17 protein-coding genes are annotated in these 19,428 nt (G+C 37.3%); 6 read left to right on the top strand and 11 right to left on the bottom strand.

Annotated features, from left to right (window positions below; translation table 11 throughout):
* Positions 1-24: 24 nt before the first annotated feature.
* The 4 genes from clpA to argC form a co-directional block, all read right to left on the bottom strand.
* A complete protein-coding gene (gene clpA / locus HX124_RS16165; protein ID WP_107009122.1) occupies positions 25-2,301 on the bottom strand; it encodes an ATP-dependent Clp protease ATP-binding subunit ClpA in 2,277 nt (758 codons plus the stop codon).
* A 9-nt stretch (positions 2,302-2,310) separates the two neighbouring features.
* A complete protein-coding gene (gene clpS, locus HX124_RS16160; RefSeq protein WP_107009123.1) occupies positions 2,311-2,727 on the bottom strand; it encodes an ATP-dependent Clp protease adapter ClpS in 417 nt (138 codons plus the stop codon).
* A gap of 18 nt (positions 2,728-2,745) precedes the next feature.
* The gene (locus HX124_RS16155; RefSeq protein ID WP_107009147.1) at positions 2,746-3,495 is read right to left on the bottom strand and encodes a DUF6776 family protein; all 750 of its coding nucleotides are present in this window, start codon (positions 3,493-3,495) and stop codon (positions 2,746-2,748) included.
* 79 nt (positions 3,496-3,574) lie between these two features.
* Complete coding sequence (argC, locus tag HX124_RS16150) at positions 3,575-4,630, bottom strand: N-acetyl-gamma-glutamyl-phosphate reductase (protein ID WP_286384089.1); 1,056 nt, start codon at positions 4,628-4,630, stop codon at positions 3,575-3,577.
* 422 nt (positions 4,631-5,052) lie between these two features.
* Between argC and metK the strand changes: the two genes are divergently transcribed.
* A complete protein-coding gene (gene metK / locus HX124_RS16145; RefSeq protein ID WP_286384059.1) occupies positions 5,053-6,219 on the top strand; it encodes a methionine adenosyltransferase in 1,167 nt (388 codons plus the stop codon).
* 110 nt (positions 6,220-6,329) lie between these two features.
* Here metK and HX124_RS16140 read toward each other — a convergent pair whose 3' ends face one another.
* The gene (locus HX124_RS16140) at positions 6,330-6,581 is read right to left on the bottom strand and encodes a hypothetical protein (RefSeq protein ID WP_286377857.1); all 252 of its coding nucleotides are present in this window, start codon (positions 6,579-6,581) and stop codon (positions 6,330-6,332) included.
* Positions 6,582-6,873: 292 nt separating this feature from the next.
* On the opposite strand from HX124_RS16140, the gene HX124_RS16135 reads away from it, so the two are divergent.
* The gene (locus HX124_RS16135; protein WP_286384060.1) at positions 6,874-7,089 is read left to right on the top strand and encodes a hypothetical protein; all 216 of its coding nucleotides are present in this window, start codon (positions 6,874-6,876) and stop codon (positions 7,087-7,089) included.
* On the opposite strand, the gene HX124_RS16130 is transcribed toward HX124_RS16135, so the two are convergent.
* Both HX124_RS16130 and HX124_RS16125 read right to left on the bottom strand, forming a co-directional pair.
* Positions 7,043-7,672, bottom strand: coding sequence for a LysE family transporter (locus HX124_RS16130; RefSeq protein WP_107009128.1), 630 nt, complete (start codon positions 7,670-7,672; stop codon positions 7,043-7,045). The genes HX124_RS16135 and HX124_RS16130 overlap by 47 nt on opposite strands.
* A gap of 136 nt (positions 7,673-7,808) precedes the next feature.
* The gene (locus HX124_RS16125) at positions 7,809-8,369 is read right to left on the bottom strand and encodes an FxsA family protein (RefSeq protein ID WP_286384061.1); all 561 of its coding nucleotides are present in this window, start codon (positions 8,367-8,369) and stop codon (positions 7,809-7,811) included.
* A gap of 342 nt (positions 8,370-8,711) precedes the next feature.
* On the opposite strand from HX124_RS16125, the gene HX124_RS16120 reads away from it, so the two are divergent.
* Entirely contained in the window at positions 8,712-9,296 is a 585-nt protein-coding gene (locus HX124_RS16120) for a YceI family protein (RefSeq protein WP_286384062.1), read from the top strand.
* A gap of 56 nt (positions 9,297-9,352) precedes the next feature.
* On the opposite strand, the gene cysK is transcribed toward HX124_RS16120, so the two are convergent.
* A complete protein-coding gene (cysK, locus tag HX124_RS16115) occupies positions 9,353-10,351 on the bottom strand; it encodes a cysteine synthase A (RefSeq protein ID WP_107009131.1) in 999 nt (332 codons plus the stop codon).
* A 310-nt stretch (positions 10,352-10,661) separates the two neighbouring features.
* On the opposite strand from cysK, the gene plsB reads away from it, so the two are divergent.
* Positions 10,662-12,830, top strand: coding sequence for a glycerol-3-phosphate 1-O-acyltransferase PlsB (plsB, locus tag HX124_RS16110; RefSeq protein WP_286384063.1), 2,169 nt, complete (start codon positions 10,662-10,664; stop codon positions 12,828-12,830).
* A 362-nt stretch (positions 12,831-13,192) separates the two neighbouring features.
* Here the strand turns inward: plsB and HX124_RS16105 are convergent, their stop codons facing one another.
* The 3 genes from HX124_RS16105 to HX124_RS16095 all read right to left on the bottom strand — a co-directional run bounded on the left by HX124_RS16105 (position 13,193) and on the right by HX124_RS16095 (position 16,391).
* Complete coding sequence (locus HX124_RS16105; RefSeq protein WP_286384065.1) at positions 13,193-13,867, bottom strand: class I SAM-dependent methyltransferase; 675 nt, start codon at positions 13,865-13,867, stop codon at positions 13,193-13,195.
* Positions 13,868-13,964: 97 nt separating this feature from the next.
* Positions 13,965-15,653: an AMP-binding protein gene (locus HX124_RS16100; RefSeq protein ID WP_286384067.1), complete on the bottom strand. Its 1,689-nt coding sequence runs from the start codon at positions 15,651-15,653 to the stop codon at positions 13,965-13,967.
* 114 nt (positions 15,654-15,767) lie between these two features.
* On the bottom strand, positions 15,768-16,391 hold the full coding sequence (locus HX124_RS16095) for a TetR/AcrR family transcriptional regulator (RefSeq protein WP_286384069.1): 624 nt from the start codon (positions 16,389-16,391) through the stop codon (positions 15,768-15,770).
* Between the two features lie 147 nt (positions 16,392-16,538).
* On the opposite strand from HX124_RS16095, the gene HX124_RS16090 reads away from it, so the two are divergent.
* Both HX124_RS16090 and HX124_RS16085 read left to right on the top strand, forming a co-directional pair.
* Entirely contained in the window at positions 16,539-17,711 is a 1,173-nt protein-coding gene (locus HX124_RS16090) for an isovaleryl-CoA dehydrogenase (RefSeq protein WP_107009137.1), read from the top strand.
* 109 nt (positions 17,712-17,820) lie between these two features.
* Positions 17,821-19,422, top strand: a complete 1,602-nt coding sequence (locus HX124_RS16085; RefSeq protein WP_286384070.1) for a carboxyl transferase domain-containing protein — start codon at positions 17,821-17,823, stop codon at positions 19,420-19,422.
* Positions 19,423-19,428: the final 6 nt, after the last annotated feature.

Below are 19,428 nucleotides of genomic sequence, written 5' to 3'. Positions count from 1 at the left end.
CACGGGTTTTTATTTCAAATAAAATTAGGCAGGTTCAGCAGTTTCATCTTCAAAAACTTCAAGTTTTAAACCAACTGCCTTACCATCTTCTTTCTTCGCAGAAACAGCAACATTACCACCATGATCTGCAAGCTCACCAAAAAGAATCATTTCCGCAAGCGGTTTTTTCAAATGTTCTTGAATTAGGCGTTGCATTGGACGTGCACCCATTTGACGATCATAGCCATTTTCAGCCATCCAATCACGAGCGGATTGATCCACATCAAGTACAACTTTCTTCTCATCAAGCTGTGCTTGTAATTCTGTTAAGAACTTATCAACAACAGAACCAATCACTGTGGTTGGAAGTGCTTTAAACTGAATGACACCATCCAAACGATTGCGGAATTCTGGAGCAAAAGCACGTTTCATTGCTTCTTGGTTGTCGTTACTATTGTCTTGCTCAGTAAAACCAATACTGGTACGTGAAATACTTTCTGCACCAATATTTGTCGTTAATACAATAATCACGTTACGGAAGTCTGACTTACGCCCATTATTATCAGTTAATGCACCATGATCCATCACTTGAAGTAATAAATTAAAGACATCTGGATGTGCTTTTTCAATTTCATCAAGCAATAAAACACAGTGTGGGTTTTTATGAATCGCATCAGTGAGTAAACCACCTTGATCATAGCCTACATAACCTGGAGGTGCACCAATCAAACGTGAAACTGCATGGCGCTCCATATATTCAGACATATCAAAACGGACAAACTCAACTCCTAACAATTTTGCTAATTGTTTGGTGACTTCTGTTTTACCTACACCTGTTGGACCTGCAAATACAAAACTACCCACTGGTTTATCTGGAGATTTTAACCCTGCACGAGAGAGCTTAATCGCTGATGAAAGTGCAATAATTGCTTCATCTTGTCCAAAGACCACACGTTTTAAATCACGCTCTAAATGTTCAAGTACAGACTTATCATCTTTAGAAACAGTTTTTGGTGGAATACGTGCAATTTTTGAAACAATATCTTCAATATTTTCAACAGTAATGAGCGTACCATCTTTTTCAGCTTTTAAACGACGCTGCGCACCTGCTTCATCAATCACATCAATGGCTTTGTCAGGTAAGAAACGATCATTAATAAACTTAGCAGATAACTCAGCCGCTGAAACTAAAGAAGCATCATCATATTCAACATGATGAAATTCTTCAAATTTAGATTTTAAACCACGCAAAATATCAATTGTTTCTGAAATAGATGGCTCATTCACATCGATTTTTTGGAAACGGCGTGATAAAGCATGATCTTTTTCAAAGACTTGACGATATTCTTGGAACGTTGTTGAACCAATGCAACGCAAAGTACCATTTGCCAAAGCAGGTTTAATCAAATTCGAGGCATCCATTGTACTGCCCATACTCGAACCTGCACCAATGATCATGTGGATTTCATCAATAAATAAAATCGCTTCTGGCTTTTTCTTTAAAGCATTTAAAAGTTGTTTTAAACGTTTCTCAAAGTCACCACGATACTTCGTTCCTGCAACTAAAGCACCAATATCTAAGCTAAACACTTCTGCATTTGCAAGCGGCTTCGGCGCTTTACCATTCACAATGAGCCAAGCCAAACCTTCAGCAATAGAAGTTTTACCAACGCCTGGATCACCTACTAACAATGGATTGTTTTTACGACGACGACAAAGAATTTGTGCTGTACGCTCAATTTCTTTTTCACGACCAATCAATGGATCTGTTTTGCCTTTTTGTGCTTCGACATTCAAATTCAATGTATAAAGCTCTAATGGTCCAGCATTTGCAGAGGCATGTGATTCGCCTTCTAAATCATCAGATTCTTCTTCAACTTGAATTTCTTCTTTACGTCCACCATGCGATAGATATTGAGTTAAAGTCAAACGATTAATTTGATGACGTTTGAGCAAGTAAACTGCAAAAGAATCACGTTCTGAATACATTGCAACGAGAACATCCGCACCCTCAACCGTACGATCTCCACCACTTGATTGCACATGGAATATCGCACGTTGCAAAATACGATCAAAGCTCTCTGTTGGATGTGGTGCTTGATCGCTATTTTCACCAAGTTTTGGCGTATGTTGTTCTACATATTCTTCTAATTCTTTACGTAGACTGACAATTTCTGCTCCACATGCCTTTAAAGCATTAACAGCAGAGTCATTATCTAATAAAGCCAATAGCAAATGTTCAACCGTAAGAAACTCATGTCTCTTTTGACGAGCCATGCTAACAGCCAAACGTAAAGAAACTTCCAATTGACGACTGAGCATGTAACCCCCTTATTCTTTTGGCTCAATCTGGCAAAGTAACGGATGACCTTGAGACCGAGCGTAATTATTTACTTGGTTAGCTTTTGTTTCCGCAATGTCTCGCGGATAGACGCCAGCTTCACCTTTTCCTTCATAATGTACTGTTAACATTACTTGAGTGGCTTGGTCAAGATTCAATGCAAAGTATTGTTGTAAAATTTCGATTACAAAGTCCATTGGCGTGTAATCATCGTTCAATAAAACAACAGCATACATTGGAGGACGCTTCAACTGAGGAGGTGCTGTTTGTACAGCAGTATCCCCTTCATGGTCTTCATTTTGCTGGGATTCGCTTAAACGTGGATTAAAATGCCAGTCAACATATCCAGTCTGGTCAAAAGAAGATTTCATCGCATTTAAACTAATTTGACGTTTAAGGGTTCGCATATATTTTAAATTCATAAGTTATTGAGCATTTGCCTCAGCTTGTGGAACTTCAGAAGCAAATGCTGCTGAACTTTCTACTGCCTTGCCTCTAGACCAACTAAAACGTTTAACGACAGGTGTTGCACCATTGAGACGTATTTCAATGTACTGTGGACTAAAACCTTTTGGCATTGTCCAACGTCCTGTCAAACGTTCAAAATCTTCAAAGTTATAACTGCCATCTTCCATAGGCACAGTTAGAACTTCTGTACCACTAATTAAACGTATTTCAGCCGATCCTGTTGCACGACGATTATTTGGACTGACTTGAACTAAATCAATTTGATATTCATACGCATTTTCAGGTAAAGCTTTTACTGCTAAATTTTGTACAGTTAAACTTAGTCCACCTCGCTGTTTTAATACATCTCGGTAGACAGCATTTTTACCATCGACTTGTTCTTTATCGGACTTCGCTTGATTTAACGCATCAAAAAGATCTTTGGTATTGCCTACTGCAACATCTCGCTCTTGTACCGCAGCATTTAGGCTTTTATTTAAAGTTGTTAAAGTCGCTTTTTGCTTCTCAACAACTTCAACAAGTTGTTCGGCATCTGCATCATACCCGACCACTGTTAAACCCTGACGATGTCCAACGGTGTAGCCCAAAAGCATACTACCTGCACATAAAACGACACCACCTGCCAGAAGTGGCAAGTTGCCATTCATTAATGTTTTTTTAGACTTTGGGCTCGGCTGTGACGCGGTATTTGTTTGTGTATTTGGCATCGTCATCTCTGATCAGTAGTTGCATCAAACCACACATTTAACCGCAAAGTTAAATGTGTGTGAAGTTGAAAAGCGTTTTTTATGGTAATAATCCGATGCCTTGTAGACCTGCATCTTCATCAAAACCAAACATTAAGTTCATATTTTGTACAGCTTGCCCTGCCGCACCTTTTACTAAGTTATCTTGTACAGATAAAATAACCAGTTTTTTCGGTTGTGGCTTATACAAAGCAATACGCAACTGATTTGCACCGCGTACTGAGCGTGTTTCAGGTGAACTATTTGCAGGCATTACATCAACAAATTGTTCATGCGCATAGAATGTTTCATATAAACTTTGTAAATCTAAAGCATCGCCTGCATCTGTTAAATCGACATAAATCGTGCTTAACATACCACGAATCATTGGCACTAAATGCGGCACAAATACGATATGATCAAATACACCTTTTTGACCTGAAATATTTTCGAGTGCTTCTACAATTTCAGGATGGTGACGGTGACCTGCAACGCCATAAGCCTTAAAGTTATCTGCATTTTCAGAATAAATCATGCCTAAGCTTGCTTTACGACCTGCACCAGAAACCCCAGATTTTGCATCAATAATAATACTTTCAGGTTTAATTAAAATGTCTTGCTGTTTAAATAAAGGCGCAAGTCCTAGTTGTACTGTGGTTGGATAACAGCCAGGATTACCTACAACTTGTGCTTGTTTAATCTTGTCACGATTGAGTTCAGACAACCCATAGACTGAGTCTTTTAAAATATCTGGGCAAGCATGTTCTAAAGCATACCATTTTTCAAATTGAACTAAATCTTGTAAACGAAAATCAGCAGCTAAATCAATTATTTTAGTGTTAGCAGCCACCAGTTCGGCTGCATGTTTCATCGCAACACCATGTGGCGTTGCAAAAAAGACCACATCACATTTTTTTAATTCATCAATATTCAAGTCTGAATATTTTAGGTCAGTATGCCCACGTAGACTTGGAAACATATCATCTACACGGCGACCATCTTCAGTACGCGAAGTCAGTACATTTACCTGTGCATTTGGGTGTCGTAGTAAAAGACGCAACAATTCAACGCCCGTATAACCTGTGCCCCCGACAATACCAACTGAAATCACGTTTATTACCTCAATTTTAAAGTATCCATTTTATCACCCTGTAGTATGACAGGAAGTTTTCCTTTTCTAAACTATTTCACTCGGTTTTCTTTTTATTTAGTGACATTCTCAAAGCCTTTGTCTGAAAATACCTCAATCACACCTTTTTCAAAGCTCACAATGTTCATTTATACATAAAATTTTAATCACACCCACTTCATCTATAAATATATACATGATATATATTAATAATTTTAATCATTCAGCTATTTAATAAGCAAAAAAAATGACATGCTTAACGACTTTAGCATATTGAAATTGAATGTTTTTATAGGGTTAAATGAATTATTTTATATATCTAATTCATTTTTTTCATGATAATAGCCTAGTGATTATGGGCAACAAGATGTAACATAACGCATCTAAAAAATAATAGCCGTAGGATTTTCATGCGCGAATACAGTGTTTTTACTTCTGAATCAGTAAGCGAAGGCCATCCAGACAAAATGGCGGACCAAATTAGCGATGCTATTTTGGATGCCATCTTAAAAGAAGACCCATATGCACGCGTTGCCTGTGAAACGTTAGTAAAAACAGGTGCTGTCGTTCTTGCGGGTGAAATTACCACAACTGCCAATATTGATTTTGAAGCAGTTGTACGCCATACCGTAAAAGGTATTGGTTATCATCATACTGACTTAGGTTTTGATGGTTCAACGTGCGCAGTGATCAACATGATTGGTAAACAATCACCTGAAATTGCACAAGGTGTAGACCGTCAAAAACCAGAAGATCAAGGCGCTGGTGACCAAGGTTTAATGTTTGGTTATGCAAGCCGTGAAACTGATGTACTTATGCCTGCACCTATTTCATATGCACATCGCTTAATGGAAAAGCAAGCAGAATTGCGTCGTAATGGTTCATTACCATGGTTACGTCCTGATGCTAAAAGCCAAGTGACTTTTGCATATGAAAATGGTAAACCTGTACGTTTAGATGCAGTTGTACTTTCAACTCAACACGATCCTGATATTTCACAAGCGAACTTAAAAGAAGCTGTGATTGAAGAAATCGTGAAAAAAATTATTCCTGCGGATATGTTCCATGCAGAGACTAAATTCCATATTAACCCAACAGGCTTATTTGTCATTGGTGGTCCTGTAGGTGACTGTGGTTTAACAGGTCGTAAAATTATTGTGGATACCTACGGTGGTATGGCGCGTCATGGTGGTGGTGCTTTCTCTGGTAAAGACCCATCTAAAGTTGACCGTTCTGCTGCTTATGCAGGTCGTTATGTTGCAAAAAATATTGTTGCCGCTGGTCTCGCTGACAAATGTGAAATTCAAGTGTCATATGCGATTGGTGTAGCTGAGCCAACTTCGATCTCAATCAATACATTTAATACAGGCAAAGTATCAGATGAATTGATTATTCAATTAGTCCGTGAACATTTTGATTTACGTCCATACGGTATTACTCGTATGTTGAACTTAATTCAACCAATGTATAAGCAAACAGCAGCGTATGGTCATTTTGGTCGTGAAGGCTCTGATACTGCATTTACATGGGAAAAAACAGATAAAGTTGAAGCATTAAAAGCATCTGCAAACTTATAATTTTAGATCTTATTTGATCTAACAAAAAAAGCTCGCAAATGCGAGCTTTTTTATTCCCTATCCTAATTGGTTAATTTACCTTAAGAAACCCTAAGCCAAAACCAAAATATTTACTTAGATTCAGAGCGTAAATTTTCTTTATTTAATACCTCTACCAAACTCATCTGATGTGGTGCCTCTGAATGATTTTTCACATAAATATGCATAATTTTAACCGTTACAACAACAGCTAAACACGCAAGCACACATAAAATCCAAATACTATAAGGACTTCGAATATGCTGTGAACCACAGTGTAAACATTCTCTATCATTTGCAGTAACAGCCTTGTTACAACAAGCGCATTGGTATTGATATAGCATAGGTATCCTCCTACTATACGATTACATTTATTGTTTTTCTAAAACATGAACATCTTAATATTTAAAAATGTCACTATGATTAAAGTAACCAAATTAAAATAATTTGTACAATATTTTTTGTGTATAAATCAGCAAAAAGTCAAGTTTTTTTAAAGTTTTTCTTAAATTTCAGACAATTAAATTCATCTAAAAATTTATGATATTTTTAGCAAAATGACATTTAAGCCAATCAATCTTTTACTCTAAGGATAAGATTGATTAAAATATTCATTTATAAGTTGAGGAAGACATGATGACAACATTGATCAAAAAAGGTGGTTTACGTGAAAGAGCAAATCGTAGTCGTAAATATCAAGGCTCAGAAAATACAGAAACTCGACTTATTCCAAATAGTTACTCGGGATTAAAAAAAACGAGCCAAGTTTCTGACTTTAGCGATGAAAATAAACGTGAACAGCACGTTAAAGAAGTTGAATTGCATCCAACCATAACCACAACGCAAAAATAAGAAATAGTGCACCTGAGACAATGTCAATATAACTGCCTGATTTTTGATAAATGGATTTTACTTTAGGCATTGACATGATAAGCATAAATAAACTGAAAACTAAAAAAGTTTGTATCGGAATAATCACTGCTAATTGTGATTTTAAATGACTATTTGCCGAAGAACTTAAAGCCAAAGAAAATACACTACTAAAATAAATCAAGGTTTTAGGATTAGATAAATTGGTCAACAATCCCATAATAAAATAGTTTTTAGGTTGTTCTGACATCACACCTTGTAACGACGTTTCTTGTTTTAAATGTAAGATTCCACCCTTCAACATGGCATAACCCATTTTTGCTAAGAAAAACCCACCAATGAACATTAAAACTTGTTGAATCCAAGGCCATTGTTCGATTAATACGGTAAAACCCAATAAAGTTAATACCACCCAAACAATAATCCCAACAGAAATACCCAGAACAATTTTTAAAGTATTTTGTCGTGTAGTCGAAGCTGAACTTTTAGCAACCAATAAAACATCTGGTCCAGGACTGAGTTGTGCAATAAAATGTAAAGAACAAATCGTCAATAGTAATGACATATTACTCTGCATTAAATACTTGAAAGATGTCATATTATACGCTGTGTTTTCGCTATTTTAATGTGCATTAAAGCTCACATATAAAAAAAGCTAGATCATCATCTAGCTTTTTTTGACATTTTTAAATTTTAGTTTTTTATTTTTTTACATCTTTGAAATCAATTTGCTTACGCTCAGGTTCAATTTCACGAGCTTCACCATCAATAATTGAAGAGTCGTTATATTGTCCACCCTGTTGTTGATTTTGCATTTGACGCATTAAATCTGCGAAAGGATTCTGTGCTGAGTCTGCGCCCATATCGCCCATCATTCCACCCATCATTTTTTCCATCATGGCTTGCTGACGCTTCATCATGGTTTTCATCATCATGTTTTTAAAAGCTTTTTGCACAGGTGGAATAAGAATTAAGATAGCAAGCACATCTGTAATCAGACCAGGAATAATTAATAAAATTCCTGCTAAAATTTTAGGTAAATTGTTCGCTAATTGTGGGTCAGCACTCATCTGCCCCATTTGCATTTGCTGCATCTGCGGCATTAAACCTGCTGCATTGGCACGGACTAAGTTCAAACCAATGAAAAAGGCAGCAATAAACCAGAAGAATACATACCACATGCTTCCGACTAGATCACCGACACCAATCCATACAAATATTTCGAGGATTAAACCAACCAATACCACAAGTGCTAATTTCATGAAAATTAATCTATTCTCAACATAAATAAAAAGAGTGTATATCAGGTTCTTTATACACTTAAATGTCTATATGGGCATTTAAATATTTTTAAAGTGCATTTCATCAAAATTTTCTTGTTTTATTTTAGATAGAATCTTATGACAACAAGAAAATCAATATAATACGCTGATATTCAATATGCTACATGATTGCCAAAAATAACAATTTTCTCTTATTTTTAATCTTTTTTATAGGTAATACTTTGAATTGTTCTATTCATGCAACATATCGTTTTATCCATAATGCTGTATTAAAATGAAAATGACGTAGACTTAGCCCTATTCAAATGTGAGATAAAAAAGATGAACTTTAAAGCATTAACACTTGGTTTAGCAGTTGCTTCAATTGCAACATTCACTGTAGCAAAACCTGTTGCCTATCAGATTGATCCAACACATACAGCAACTGTATTTACATGGAATCACTTTGGTTTCTCTACACCATCAGCAAATTTTAGCGATATCCAAGGTACAATTAACGTTGACAATGCCAAACCAGCAAACTCTTCTGTTGATGTGACTATTCCTCTTGAAAGCCTAAACACAAACGTAAAAGCTTTGGATGAGCATTTGAAAAAAGCTGACTTTTTTGATGCTGAAAAATATCCAAACATCACATTCAAAAGTACTAAAGTACAATCTTTAGGTAAAAACAAGTACAAAATCACAAGTAATTTGACTGTCAAAGATGTGACAAAACCTGTTGTTTTAGATGCTGTTTTAAATAAACAAGGTGAACATCCAATGACTAAAGCGCAGTCGATCGGCTTTAATGCAACGACTTCTTTTGATCGTTCTGCATTTGGTGTAGGTGGCTTTGTTCCGAATGTTGGCGATAAAATCACTGTAAATATTACAACTGAAGCTTCCGTTGCTGCTGCAAAATAATTTAAAGTGATTTAAAGAGAGCTTGCACACAACTTGGGTGCAAGCTCTTTTTATATTTAATCTGCAGAAATATCTTCAAAGAGTACAGAAGATAAATAACGTTCACCTGCATCGGGTAAAATGACAACAATCGTTTTTCCTGCATTTTCAGGACGTTCAGCCAATTTTGCTGCTGCTGCCAATGCCGCACCACTTGAGATTCCCACAAAAATGCCTTCTTGTGTTGCTGACTGACGCGCAAAATCAATGGCTTCTTGATTTTCAATGGCAATAACTTCATCGACTAAGTCTAAGTCTAAGTTTTTAGGAATAAAGTTTGCACCAATCCCCTGAATTTTATGTGGTCCAGGTGTTAATGCTTCTCCGCGTTTTGCTTGACCGATAATAGGCGAGTCTGCTGGTTCAACAGCAACAGAGTAAATCGGTTGATTTTTCACTTGCTCAAAATAACGTGAAATACCTGTAATGGTTCCACCAGTCCCCACACCTGCCACTAAAATATCAACTTTACCACCCGTTGCTGCAAAAATTTCAGGTCCTGTCGTTTTTTCATGAATTTCAGGATTTGCAGGATTTTCAAATTGTTGTGGCAAATAATATTGTTCAGGATGTTCTGTCACTAAACGTACAGCTTCATCAATAGCACCTTTCATGCCTTTTGCAGGTTCAGTGAGGACTAGATTTGCACCTAATGCTTTCAGTACTTTACGGCGCTCGATACTCATACTTGCAGGCATCGTTAAGGTAATGTCATAACCTTTTGCGGCTGCAACAAAGGCTAATGCAATTCCTGTATTACCACTGGTTGGCTCTACAATATGCATACCTGCTTTGAGTAAACCTTTTTTTTCTGCATCTGCAATAAGTGCTGCACCAATTCGATCTTTGACTGAAAATGCAGGATTACGGCTTTCTACTTTTGCCAAAACAGTAGCAGCACCTGAAATCAAACGATTGATACGAACCAAAGGCGTATTTCCTACCGCATCTGCATTGTTACTATAAACGGCAATGCCTAAATTTTCTGTTTTTGGAAAGTTAGCATCAGTTGTCATAAAATTTCCTTAATTTTAAAATGATTGCATATTTAACTATCATATCGTCTTTTATTGTCACGTTGACATTCAACACAGAGATTTATTGATAAAAAATGTGTAAGGTTAAAGTGACGCAGACGAATCATGCGATTTGACCAGAAAAGTGTTTTTTCAATTGAATATATTTTTGTGGTCTTAAAAATGCGTAATTTAGCTACATTTCGTTAAATTTTAGTTGAGTTTGTTGCAGGAATATCCAAATAGTCTTATACATTTTTCATAAATTTAGCCCATAATAGACCACATTAAAAATAGTATTGAGATACACATGGCAAACAATGCTTATCAAAAATTTTATCGTCAATTTACCAAGAAAGTTTTAGATAAAATTGTCAGCCCACAAGTTCTTGGTGATACTCAAGCACTTGAAAATACAATAAAAGAACAAAATGCGAAACAACTTCCAATTTGCTATGTCATTCAAGACAATTCTACTTCAAATAAAGTTCTGATTGATAATGAAACAGAGAAACGCGGCTTACATTCGGCTTTTTCTACACTAAAGCTCAAAGAACACCAAGAAGACGATTCTTTTTTAGTATTGGAAGCCTCTAAAACCAATGCATCTGCTTATTATCCAGATAAATTAATACGTTTAGTTGAATATTTATTAAAGCACCCAGAAGAAGATATTTTATTTGTTCCTGTCACTATTTTATGGGGACGTGCGCCCGAAAATGAAGACAGTTGGTACAAAGCTTTAATGGCAGATGCTTGGACTAAACCGACAGGGATTAAGCAAGCGTTAAATATCACCTTATATGGTCGTGAAAATTATATTGAGTTTCATCAAGCGATTTCACTACGCGCATTAATCAATAGTGCTTTGGAAGTCGCACCAAACTTTGCACCAGCACACTATGTCGTTAAACAACTTAACCAATCTTTTAATCAATATAAAGAAGCCATTTTAGGTCCTGATATTTCTGACCGTCGTAATGTGATTAATACTTTACTAATTTCAGATGTGATTAAAGAAGCTGTTTTAACTGAAAGTATTCATAAAAAAATAAGTGTGCAACACGCTGAAGATTTAGCGAAAAAGTATTTAGATGAGATTGTTTCTGATTTTTCTTATTCTACTTTGCGTTTTGCTGAAATTGCGCTCACTAAACTCTGGACTCAGCTTTACGATGGTATTCAAGTACATAATTTTGAAGTCGTTCGTGAGCTAGCTAAAGATTATGAAATTGTTTATACACCATGCCACCGTAGCCATATTGACTATTTACTCTTGTCCTATGTGATCTATAAACGTGGCTTGATGGTACCGCATATTGCCGCAGGAATTAATCTCAATATGCCTGTTGTGGGTCAGCTCATGCGTGGTGCTGGTGCTTATTTTATTCGTCGTAGCTTTAGTGGAAATGCGCTTTATACGGCTGTTTTTAAAGAATATGTGCATAGCCTACTCAGCCGTAATACTCCCTTAGAATATTTCGTTGAAGGTGGACGCTCTCGTACAGGTTTGTTACTTCCTGCTAAAAAAGGCATGTTGGCAATGACCATTCAGAGTCATTTGCGTGGCAACAGCAAACCAATCGCCTTTATTCCAACCTATTTTGGTTATGAAAAACTGATCGAAGGTTCTTCTTATATTAAAGAACTCGGTGGTCAGAAAAAACAAGCTGAATCTTTATTTGGTTTACTCAAATCTATTCAAAAAATTGAAAAAGTCTTTGGAATGGTGCATGTTAATTTTGGTGAGCCTGTTTTTCTCAAAGAAATTTTAGAGAAAAATCATGTGCCTGGACATGTCAGCTCTGAAGAAGAACTTCCTGATCCTGTCAAATTAACAGTGAATGAAGTTGCCAATGATATTTTAAAAAATATTAATAAAGCCGCAGTCATTAACCCTGTAAACTTAATTGCGACTATTTTGTTAAATGCACCCACACATGCTTTGGCTGAACGTGATGTTTTATTACGACTAGAACAGTTTAGAAATTTACTTAAATATCATGTATATGATGAAAGAATACAAATTACAGCACTTTCAAACCATGAAATTATTCAGTATGCAATTAAACTTAAACAAGTTGAATTTATTGAACATGATAATGAACGTTGGCTTAAAGTATGTAACCAACAAGAGGCTTTGCTTAAATATTTTAGCAATAATATTCTGCATACCTTGATCTTACCTGCACTGATTGCTCATATTTTAACGGCACAAAGTGAGCCACAAATTGAAAAAATCAGTAAAGACGAATTGTTCAATGCTGCTTTACAACAATATCCAGAACTACAGAAAATGTACTTCTTAAAATGGCAAGCCGATGAAATCAGTGTAGAAATCAAGCATATTTTAGATTATTTTGTGACTGAAAAATTGATTCAAATTGATAATCAAACGATTTTAATTGATCAAGCGGATGATACTTTGCGCTTATTAAAAGCTTTTGCTCATTTGTACACGGTGAACTCAACGCATTAATTTTAAGCGATTTTAAACTAATACCAATCAATAAAAGTTTTATAATGTATTTTTGGAATGATTTTCTCTGCTTCTAATTATAAATTAAGACGCGGAAACGTCATCCACAGTTGTTTGAGGCAGGACTCCTTCGTATAAATAAAGTTTCTGCGAAACATTAGATTTTTTGACGCTAGTGAACGAGTTCTGTGGATGACAATGGTTTTGCCTACTTTTGCCAAAACAAAAGTAGGTCGAGCCGAAGGCTATTCCCTAAATACAAACTTTAGATGTAAGACTCCGTCAAAAACGAACCTCTTATATTATGTTAATTTTCAAGAATGGTATAAACCATTAGAAACCGAAGTTGCTGCTTCGGTTTTTTATTTCACTGCAAACGTACCAAAATAATTTAAAACTTGCGCAAAGTTTTCCACAGACTTAAAGCCTATATGCCTTAATAACTGATGCAATGCTTGATTCGAAATTAAGCAAAAATCATCTTGTAAACGCTCAATCATGGCTTGGCTTTGTTTTTCTGAAAGCCCTGTCAATTCGGATAAATGCTGTAAAGTTTTCAATTGTTGTACATTTTCAATTTGCATCAAGTCATAACTCAAACACACAGCCTGATCTTTTAAAGCATGATAAATATCTTGAAAATAAACCATTTTTTCAGTTTCAGGAATAAAATGTGAAACCAAAATAGACAATGCAGCATCAAATTTTTGTGCTGTATGGCTCAGCCCAGAGGTATCACTATGCAAAAACTGTACATGTGTCGCTAAGTTTTCAGACTCAAGCCGTGCTTTGGCTTTTTCAAGCATATTTTGAGCAGGATCAATTGCAGTAAATCTCCAATGTGGAAATTGAGCTGCCAAATAACACAGTTCATGCCCTGTACCACAGCCCACCACTAGAACTTCAGCTCGCTCAGGTAAGCGCGCTTTGAGTAAAGCATGAACCTGCAAATGGATCAGCTCATAACCTGGAATCAGTTTTCGAATATGATCATCATATCCATCAACCACTTGAGGATGATTAAAATCTTTCGCCATCGTCTTATTACTATTTTATTGAAAATAAATGAAACGCTCTAAGCCAAAACAATGTCACTTGAAATAGAACTTAGTGCGACTTTGGATCACTTAACGTTTAAGCAATTTCTTTTAAATTTAACTCGCTGCGCATAAATTCTTGAAGTTTAAATTTTTGCGCTTTTCCAGAAGCAGTCATCGGAAACTCAGTAAAGAATCGCACATATTTCGGCACTTTATTATGTGAAATATGTTCCTTACAATACTGACGAATGCATTCTTCTGTCACTTGATGATGCTCATGTAAAATAATACACGCACATAGCTCCTCACCATAACGTGGGTCAGGTAGACCAATCACTTGCACATCAGAGACATCTGGATGAGTATATAAGAAGTCTTCGATTTCTTTCGGGAATAAGTTTTCACCACCACGAATCACAACGTCTTTGATACGTCCCTTGATTTTGACAAAACCGTCTTCATCCATTTCAGCAATATCGCCTGTGTGCATCCATTTTGCTACATCAATCACTTCTTTGGTTTTTTCCTCATCTTCCCAATACCCCAACATCACAGAATAGCCACGCACACAAAGCTCACCGAGTTTGCCACGTGGTACAACTTTGCCCTGTTCATCAATAATTTTAACTTCAAGGTGGGGTTTGACTCGTCCAACAGTACCCACACGACACTCAATTGGGTCTGTGGTTGACGTCTGCATACTGACAGGTGCAGTTTCAGTCATACCATAACAAATGGTAATTTCACTCATATGCATACGATCAATCACACGTTGCATGATCTCACGTGGACATGGACTACCTGCCATGATACCCGTACGTAAACTACTTAAATCAAACTGATCAAATATTTCTTCTTCGAGCATGGCAATAAACATGGTGGGTACACCATAAGCTGCTGTACATTTTTCTTGTTCAATGGCTTTTAAACTTGCCAATGGATTAAACACAGCAGATGGATAAACCATGGTTGAACCATGGGTGATACATGCGAGATTTCCCATTACCATACCAAAGCAATGAAACAATGGCACAGAAATACAGACTCGATCTTGCGGTGTTAAATGAATCCCTTCACCCACAAAATAACCATTATTTAAAATATTATTGTGAGTCAGCATCGTCCCTTTCGGATTACCTGTTGTACCCGAAGTGAATTGAATATTAATGGTTTCATCAAACTGTAAATCTTGGGCAATGGTTTGTAATTGCGCTTGTTCTTTTTTGCTAGGCGGACTCAACAAGTCTGAAAAACGATGAATGCCTTCATGTTGTTGCTCATCAATTTTAATCACATATTTTAAATGTGGCACTTTTTCAGCATTTAAAACTTTATCATGCGCAGTCTGAATTTCAGGGGCAATTTGGGTCAATATTTGCTGATAATCAGAACTTTTAAAAACTGAAGCAATGATTAATCCCTTACAAGACACTTTATTCAATACATATTCCAACTCATTTTTTTTATAAGCAGGATTGAGATTGACCAAAACAATGCCTGCTTTAAAAGCAGCAAACTGCGCAATTGTCCATTCCACACAGTTCGGTGACCAGATCGCAAGACGATCACCTTTTTTAAGCCCTAAACGCAATAAACTACAGGCAAAGGCATTGACCTGATCTTGCAGCTCTTGATAACTGAGCCTGATATTTTGATGAAGACTGACCACCGCATCCTGATCAGCATATATCTGACAAGCTTCATCAAATTTATCACCAATCGTCATCCCAATTAAAGGTTCTTGACTTGTTCCATATGCGTAACTTAACCGTACTTGCGACATTGAATCATACTCCTTGATTCTTTGTGATTTTGCTTTTCTAATCTCTAATCTAATTGTTTTCCATGATCACTTGTCGAAACAGATTTTATGTGTATTCAAACCGTTAAATAAATATTAATCCTCCTTGCTTTGTACCGCATTTACACAAAAATCGGCAATCTGTTTCACAAAATAATCTTTATAGGACTCATCAAACATCACATTTCTTGAAGGGTTTAACGGTTCAATCACCACAAATGTCATTGCACCCACTACACAAAGTGCAGCTGTATTTAAATCTTCAAAACCGAATTCACCTGTGGTTTTTCCTTGAGCCAAAATTCCCTTCATGCTTTGTTTGATCAATTGTTTACTACGAAAACGACCATGCTCTAACTCTGGGTCAACGGGTTCAAACATCAGTGAATATGCCAGTTGTGGGCTATTCATTGCACGTTTGACAAAAGTCGTGACTGCTTTATGTAACTTTTGCGTCGCAGTAAGCTCACCTGCTGCAATATGATTCAAAATATCAACTTCGACATGGATCGCGTCATCTAACACCTCTATCAGCACTTGGCTTTTGTTGGTGAAATAACGATAGACCAAGCCGCTTGATACCCCTGCTCGGTCAGCAATCGCTTGTATCTGTGCATCTTTAAATCCACCTTCAGCAATTAACTCACGTGCAGACTGCAAAATCGTTTTGCGATTTTGTTCCATTCGTTCTTGCATTAAAGATGATCGTTTATAGCTCATATTTTGTATTCTCAATCAATTAAAGTGAATTGTAAATCAATTTTTGAATTTATATTCACTTTTTCAAAAAAAACATGTATTGTAAATTTAGCAACAAGAAAAAGTGTTTTTTGGAACAACAACTAAAACCGTTAGGATGACAGGACGATGAACCTACAAAGTATTGATTTTGGACTTGATGAAACATTAATTGCGCTCCGTGATTCAGTGGCTGCGTTTTGTGCAAAGGAAATCGCGCCCATTGCCAAACAAGTCGATCAAGATAATTTATTCCCCCACCATCTTTGGAAAAAGTTTGGTGATATGGGCTTAATGGGTTTAACAGTGAGTGAAGAATACGGTGGTACTAACCTCGGTTATCTCGCGCATATCATTGTCATGCAAGAAATTTCTCGTGCTTCAGCCGCTATCGGTTTGTCTTATGGTGCGCATTCTAACCTATGTGTCAACCAAATTAACCGTAATGGCAACGCAGATCAAAAGCAACGTTATTTACCAAAATTGATTTCAGGTGAATATGTAGGCGCACTCGCAATGTCTGAACCGAATGCAGGTTCTGATGTGGTCAGTATGAAACTCAAAGCCGAAGATGCTGGCGATCATTTTATCTTAAATGGTTCAAAAATGTGGATCACCAATGGTGGCGATGCTGATGTTTTAGTGGTGTATGCCAAAACTGATCTTGCCGCAGGTGCAAAAGGCATGACTGCATTCCTTGTTGAAAAAAATATGGAAGGCTTTAGTCATGGCTCTCATCTCGACAAACTCGGTATGCGTGGCTCAAACACCTACCCGCTATTCTTTGATAATGTCAAAGTACCGAAAGAAAATGTCTTAGGTGGTGTCGGTAATGGCACGAAAGTCCTGATGAGTGGCTTGGACTACGAACGCGCTGTTCTCAGTGGTGGACCTCTTGGCATTATGGATGCTTGTTTAGATGTGGTGATTCCTTACATTCATGACCGTAAACAATTTGGACAAGCTTTGGGTGAGTTCCAACTTATGCAAGGCAAAATTGCCGATATGTATTCAACATGGTTAGCGTCTAAAGCCTTAGTTTATGCCGTTGGTGCTGCATGTGACAAAGCGGATCATGATCGTGGTTTACGTAAAGATGCAGCAAGTGCAATTTTGTATTCTGCTGAAAAAGCGACATGGATGGCAGGTGAAGCGATCCAAACTTTAGGTGGCAATGGTTATATCAATGAATATGACACAGGTCGTCTATGGCGTGATGCAAAACTCTATGAAATCGGCGCGGGTACATCAGAAATCCGTCGTATGTTGATTGGTCGTGAATTATTCAATGAAACCAAATAATTAAACACTGTTTTTTAATGATCTTGGCGTGATAATAAATTTCAGGATCATTTAAACACCAACACTGATGTAGCAATAATCGAATATAAAAAAGACAAGGATGTTTCAGATGAACCAAATACAAAGCAAAATTAATATTCGAAGTGAGGATTTTAAAGCCAATCAAGCGGCGATGCAGCAACTGGTCGATGATCTTAAACAAAAAGTCGCAACCATTGCTTTGGGTGGCGGTGAAAAAGCACGTGAAAAACATATTGCCCGAGGAAAACTTTTAGCACGAGATCGTATTGACCAACTGATTGATGCAGGTACAGCTTTTTTAGAAATCGGTCAAATTGCAGGTTTCAATGTCTACGCTGATGATGTCCCTGCTGCAGGAGTAGTGGCAGGCATCGGGCAAGTACAAGGCGTAAGCTGTATGATCGTGGCAAATGATGCAACGGTGAAAGGTGGAACGTATTATCCACTCACAGTGAAAAAGCATTTACGTGCGCAAGAAATCGCTGAACAAAACCATTTACCGTGTATTTATATGGTGGACTCAGGTGGTGCGTTCTTGCCGATGCAAGATGAAGTTTTTCCTGACCGCGACCACTTTGGACGTATCTTCTACAATCAAGCGCGTATGTCGAGTATGGGTATCGCTCAAATTGCCATTGTCATGGGGAGTTGTACCGCAGGTGGTGCTTATGTCCCTGCCATGTCAGATGAAACCATTATTGTCCGTAACCAAGGTACGATTTTCTTAGGTGGTCCCCCACTGGTGAAAGCTGCAACGGGTGAAGTCGTGACTTCAGAAGACCTCGGTGGCGGTGATGTCCATACACGTCTTTCAGGTGTTGCCGATCATTTGGCTGAAAATGATGAACACGCAATCTTAATTGCACGAAATATTGTTAAAAATTTAAATAAAACGCCAAATCAAAATAATGTTGAAATCGAAGAACCACTTTATGCAGCGGAAGAACTCTACGGCATCATCCCAACCGATACACGTAAACCTTTTGATATTCGTGAAGTCATCGCTCGTATTGTGGATGGTTCACGTTTAGACGAGTTTAAAGCGCGTTTTGGTACGACTTTAATCACTGGTTTTGCTTCAATTTATGGCATGAAAGTCGGCATCATTGCCAATAACGGGATTCTATTTTCAGAGTCAGCACAAAAAGGCGCGCACTTTATTGAACTGTGTACCCAGCGCAATATTCCATTGTTATTCCTACAAAATATCACAGGATTTATGGTTGGTCGCCAGTATGAAAATGAAGGTATTGCCAAACATGGTGCAAAACTGGTCATGGCGGTTGCAACAGCAAATGTACCAAAAATCACTATGGTGATCGGGGGGTCATTTGGTGCAGGGAACTATGGCATGTGTGGTCGTGCCTACTCGCCTCGTTTCCTCTGGACTTGGCCAAACTCACGTATTTCGGTGATGGGTGGCGAGCAAGCAGCAAGCGTACTCTCTACTTTAAAACGTGACCAAATTGAATCTAAAGGTGAAAGCTGGAGCGCTGAACAAGAAGATCAATTTAAACAACCGATTCGTGATCAGTATGAGCATCAAGGTCACCCATATTATGCGTCTGCACGTTTATGGGATGACGGCGTGGTTGACCCTGCACAAGCTCGTCATGTTTTAGGCTTAAGTTTAGCGGCTGCACTCAATGCGCCGATTGTACCAACCAAGTTCGGCGTGTTCCGCATGTAAGGGGTG

The sequence above is a fragment of the Acinetobacter sp. 226-1 genome (genome assembly GCF_030329325.1).
Lineage (GTDB): Bacteria > Pseudomonadota > Gammaproteobacteria > Pseudomonadales > Moraxellaceae > Acinetobacter > Acinetobacter sichuanensis.
Note: the sequence above shows the minus strand (reverse complement) of the source record. Positions and strands in the feature narration are given on the sequence as shown.

Bases quoted from the DNA above. Each gene is read 5' to 3' on its own strand.
- clpA (WP_107009122.1), bottom strand. From the start codon at position 2,301: ATGCTCAGTCGTCAATTGGAAGTTTCTTTACGTTTGGCTGTTAGCATG.
- clpS (WP_107009123.1), bottom strand. From the start codon at position 2,727: ATGCGAACCCTTAAACGTCAAATTAGTTTAAATGCGATGAAATCTTCT.
- HX124_RS16155 (WP_107009147.1), bottom strand. From the start codon at position 3,495: ATGCCAAATACACAAACAAATACCGCGTCACAGCCGAGCCCAAAGTCT.
- metK (WP_286384059.1), top strand. From the start codon at position 5,053: ATGCGCGAATACAGTGTTTTTACTTCTGAATCAGTAAGCGAAGGCCAT.
- HX124_RS16140 (WP_286377857.1), bottom strand. From the start codon at position 6,581: ATGCTATATCAATACCAATGCGCTTGTTGTAACAAGGCTGTTACTGCA.
- HX124_RS16135 (WP_286384060.1), top strand. From the start codon at position 6,874: ATGACAACATTGATCAAAAAAGGTGGTTTACGTGAAAGAGCAAATCGT.
- HX124_RS16130 (WP_107009128.1), bottom strand. From the start codon at position 7,672: ATGTCATTACTATTGACGATTTGTTCTTTACATTTTATTGCACAACTC.
- HX124_RS16125 (WP_286384061.1), bottom strand. From the start codon at position 8,369: ATGAAATTAGCACTTGTGGTATTGGTTGGTTTAATCCTCGAAATATTT.
- HX124_RS16120 (WP_286384062.1), top strand. From the start codon at position 8,712: ATGAACTTTAAAGCATTAACACTTGGTTTAGCAGTTGCTTCAATTGCA.
- cysK (WP_107009131.1), bottom strand. From the start codon at position 10,351: ATGACAACTGATGCTAACTTTCCAAAAACAGAAAATTTAGGCATTGCC.
- plsB (WP_286384063.1), top strand. From the start codon at position 10,662: ATGGCAAACAATGCTTATCAAAAATTTTATCGTCAATTTACCAAGAAA.
- HX124_RS16105 (WP_286384065.1), bottom strand. From the start codon at position 13,867: ATGGCGAAAGATTTTAATCATCCTCAAGTGGTTGATGGATATGATGAT.
- HX124_RS16100 (WP_286384067.1), bottom strand. From the start codon at position 15,653: ATGTCGCAAGTACGGTTAAGTTACGCATATGGAACAAGTCAAGAACCT.
- HX124_RS16095 (WP_286384069.1), bottom strand. From the start codon at position 16,391: ATGAGCTATAAACGATCATCTTTAATGCAAGAACGAATGGAACAAAAT.
- HX124_RS16090 (WP_107009137.1), top strand. From the start codon at position 16,539: ATGAACCTACAAAGTATTGATTTTGGACTTGATGAAACATTAATTGCG.
- HX124_RS16085 (WP_286384070.1), top strand. From the start codon at position 17,821: ATGAACCAAATACAAAGCAAAATTAATATTCGAAGTGAGGATTTTAAA.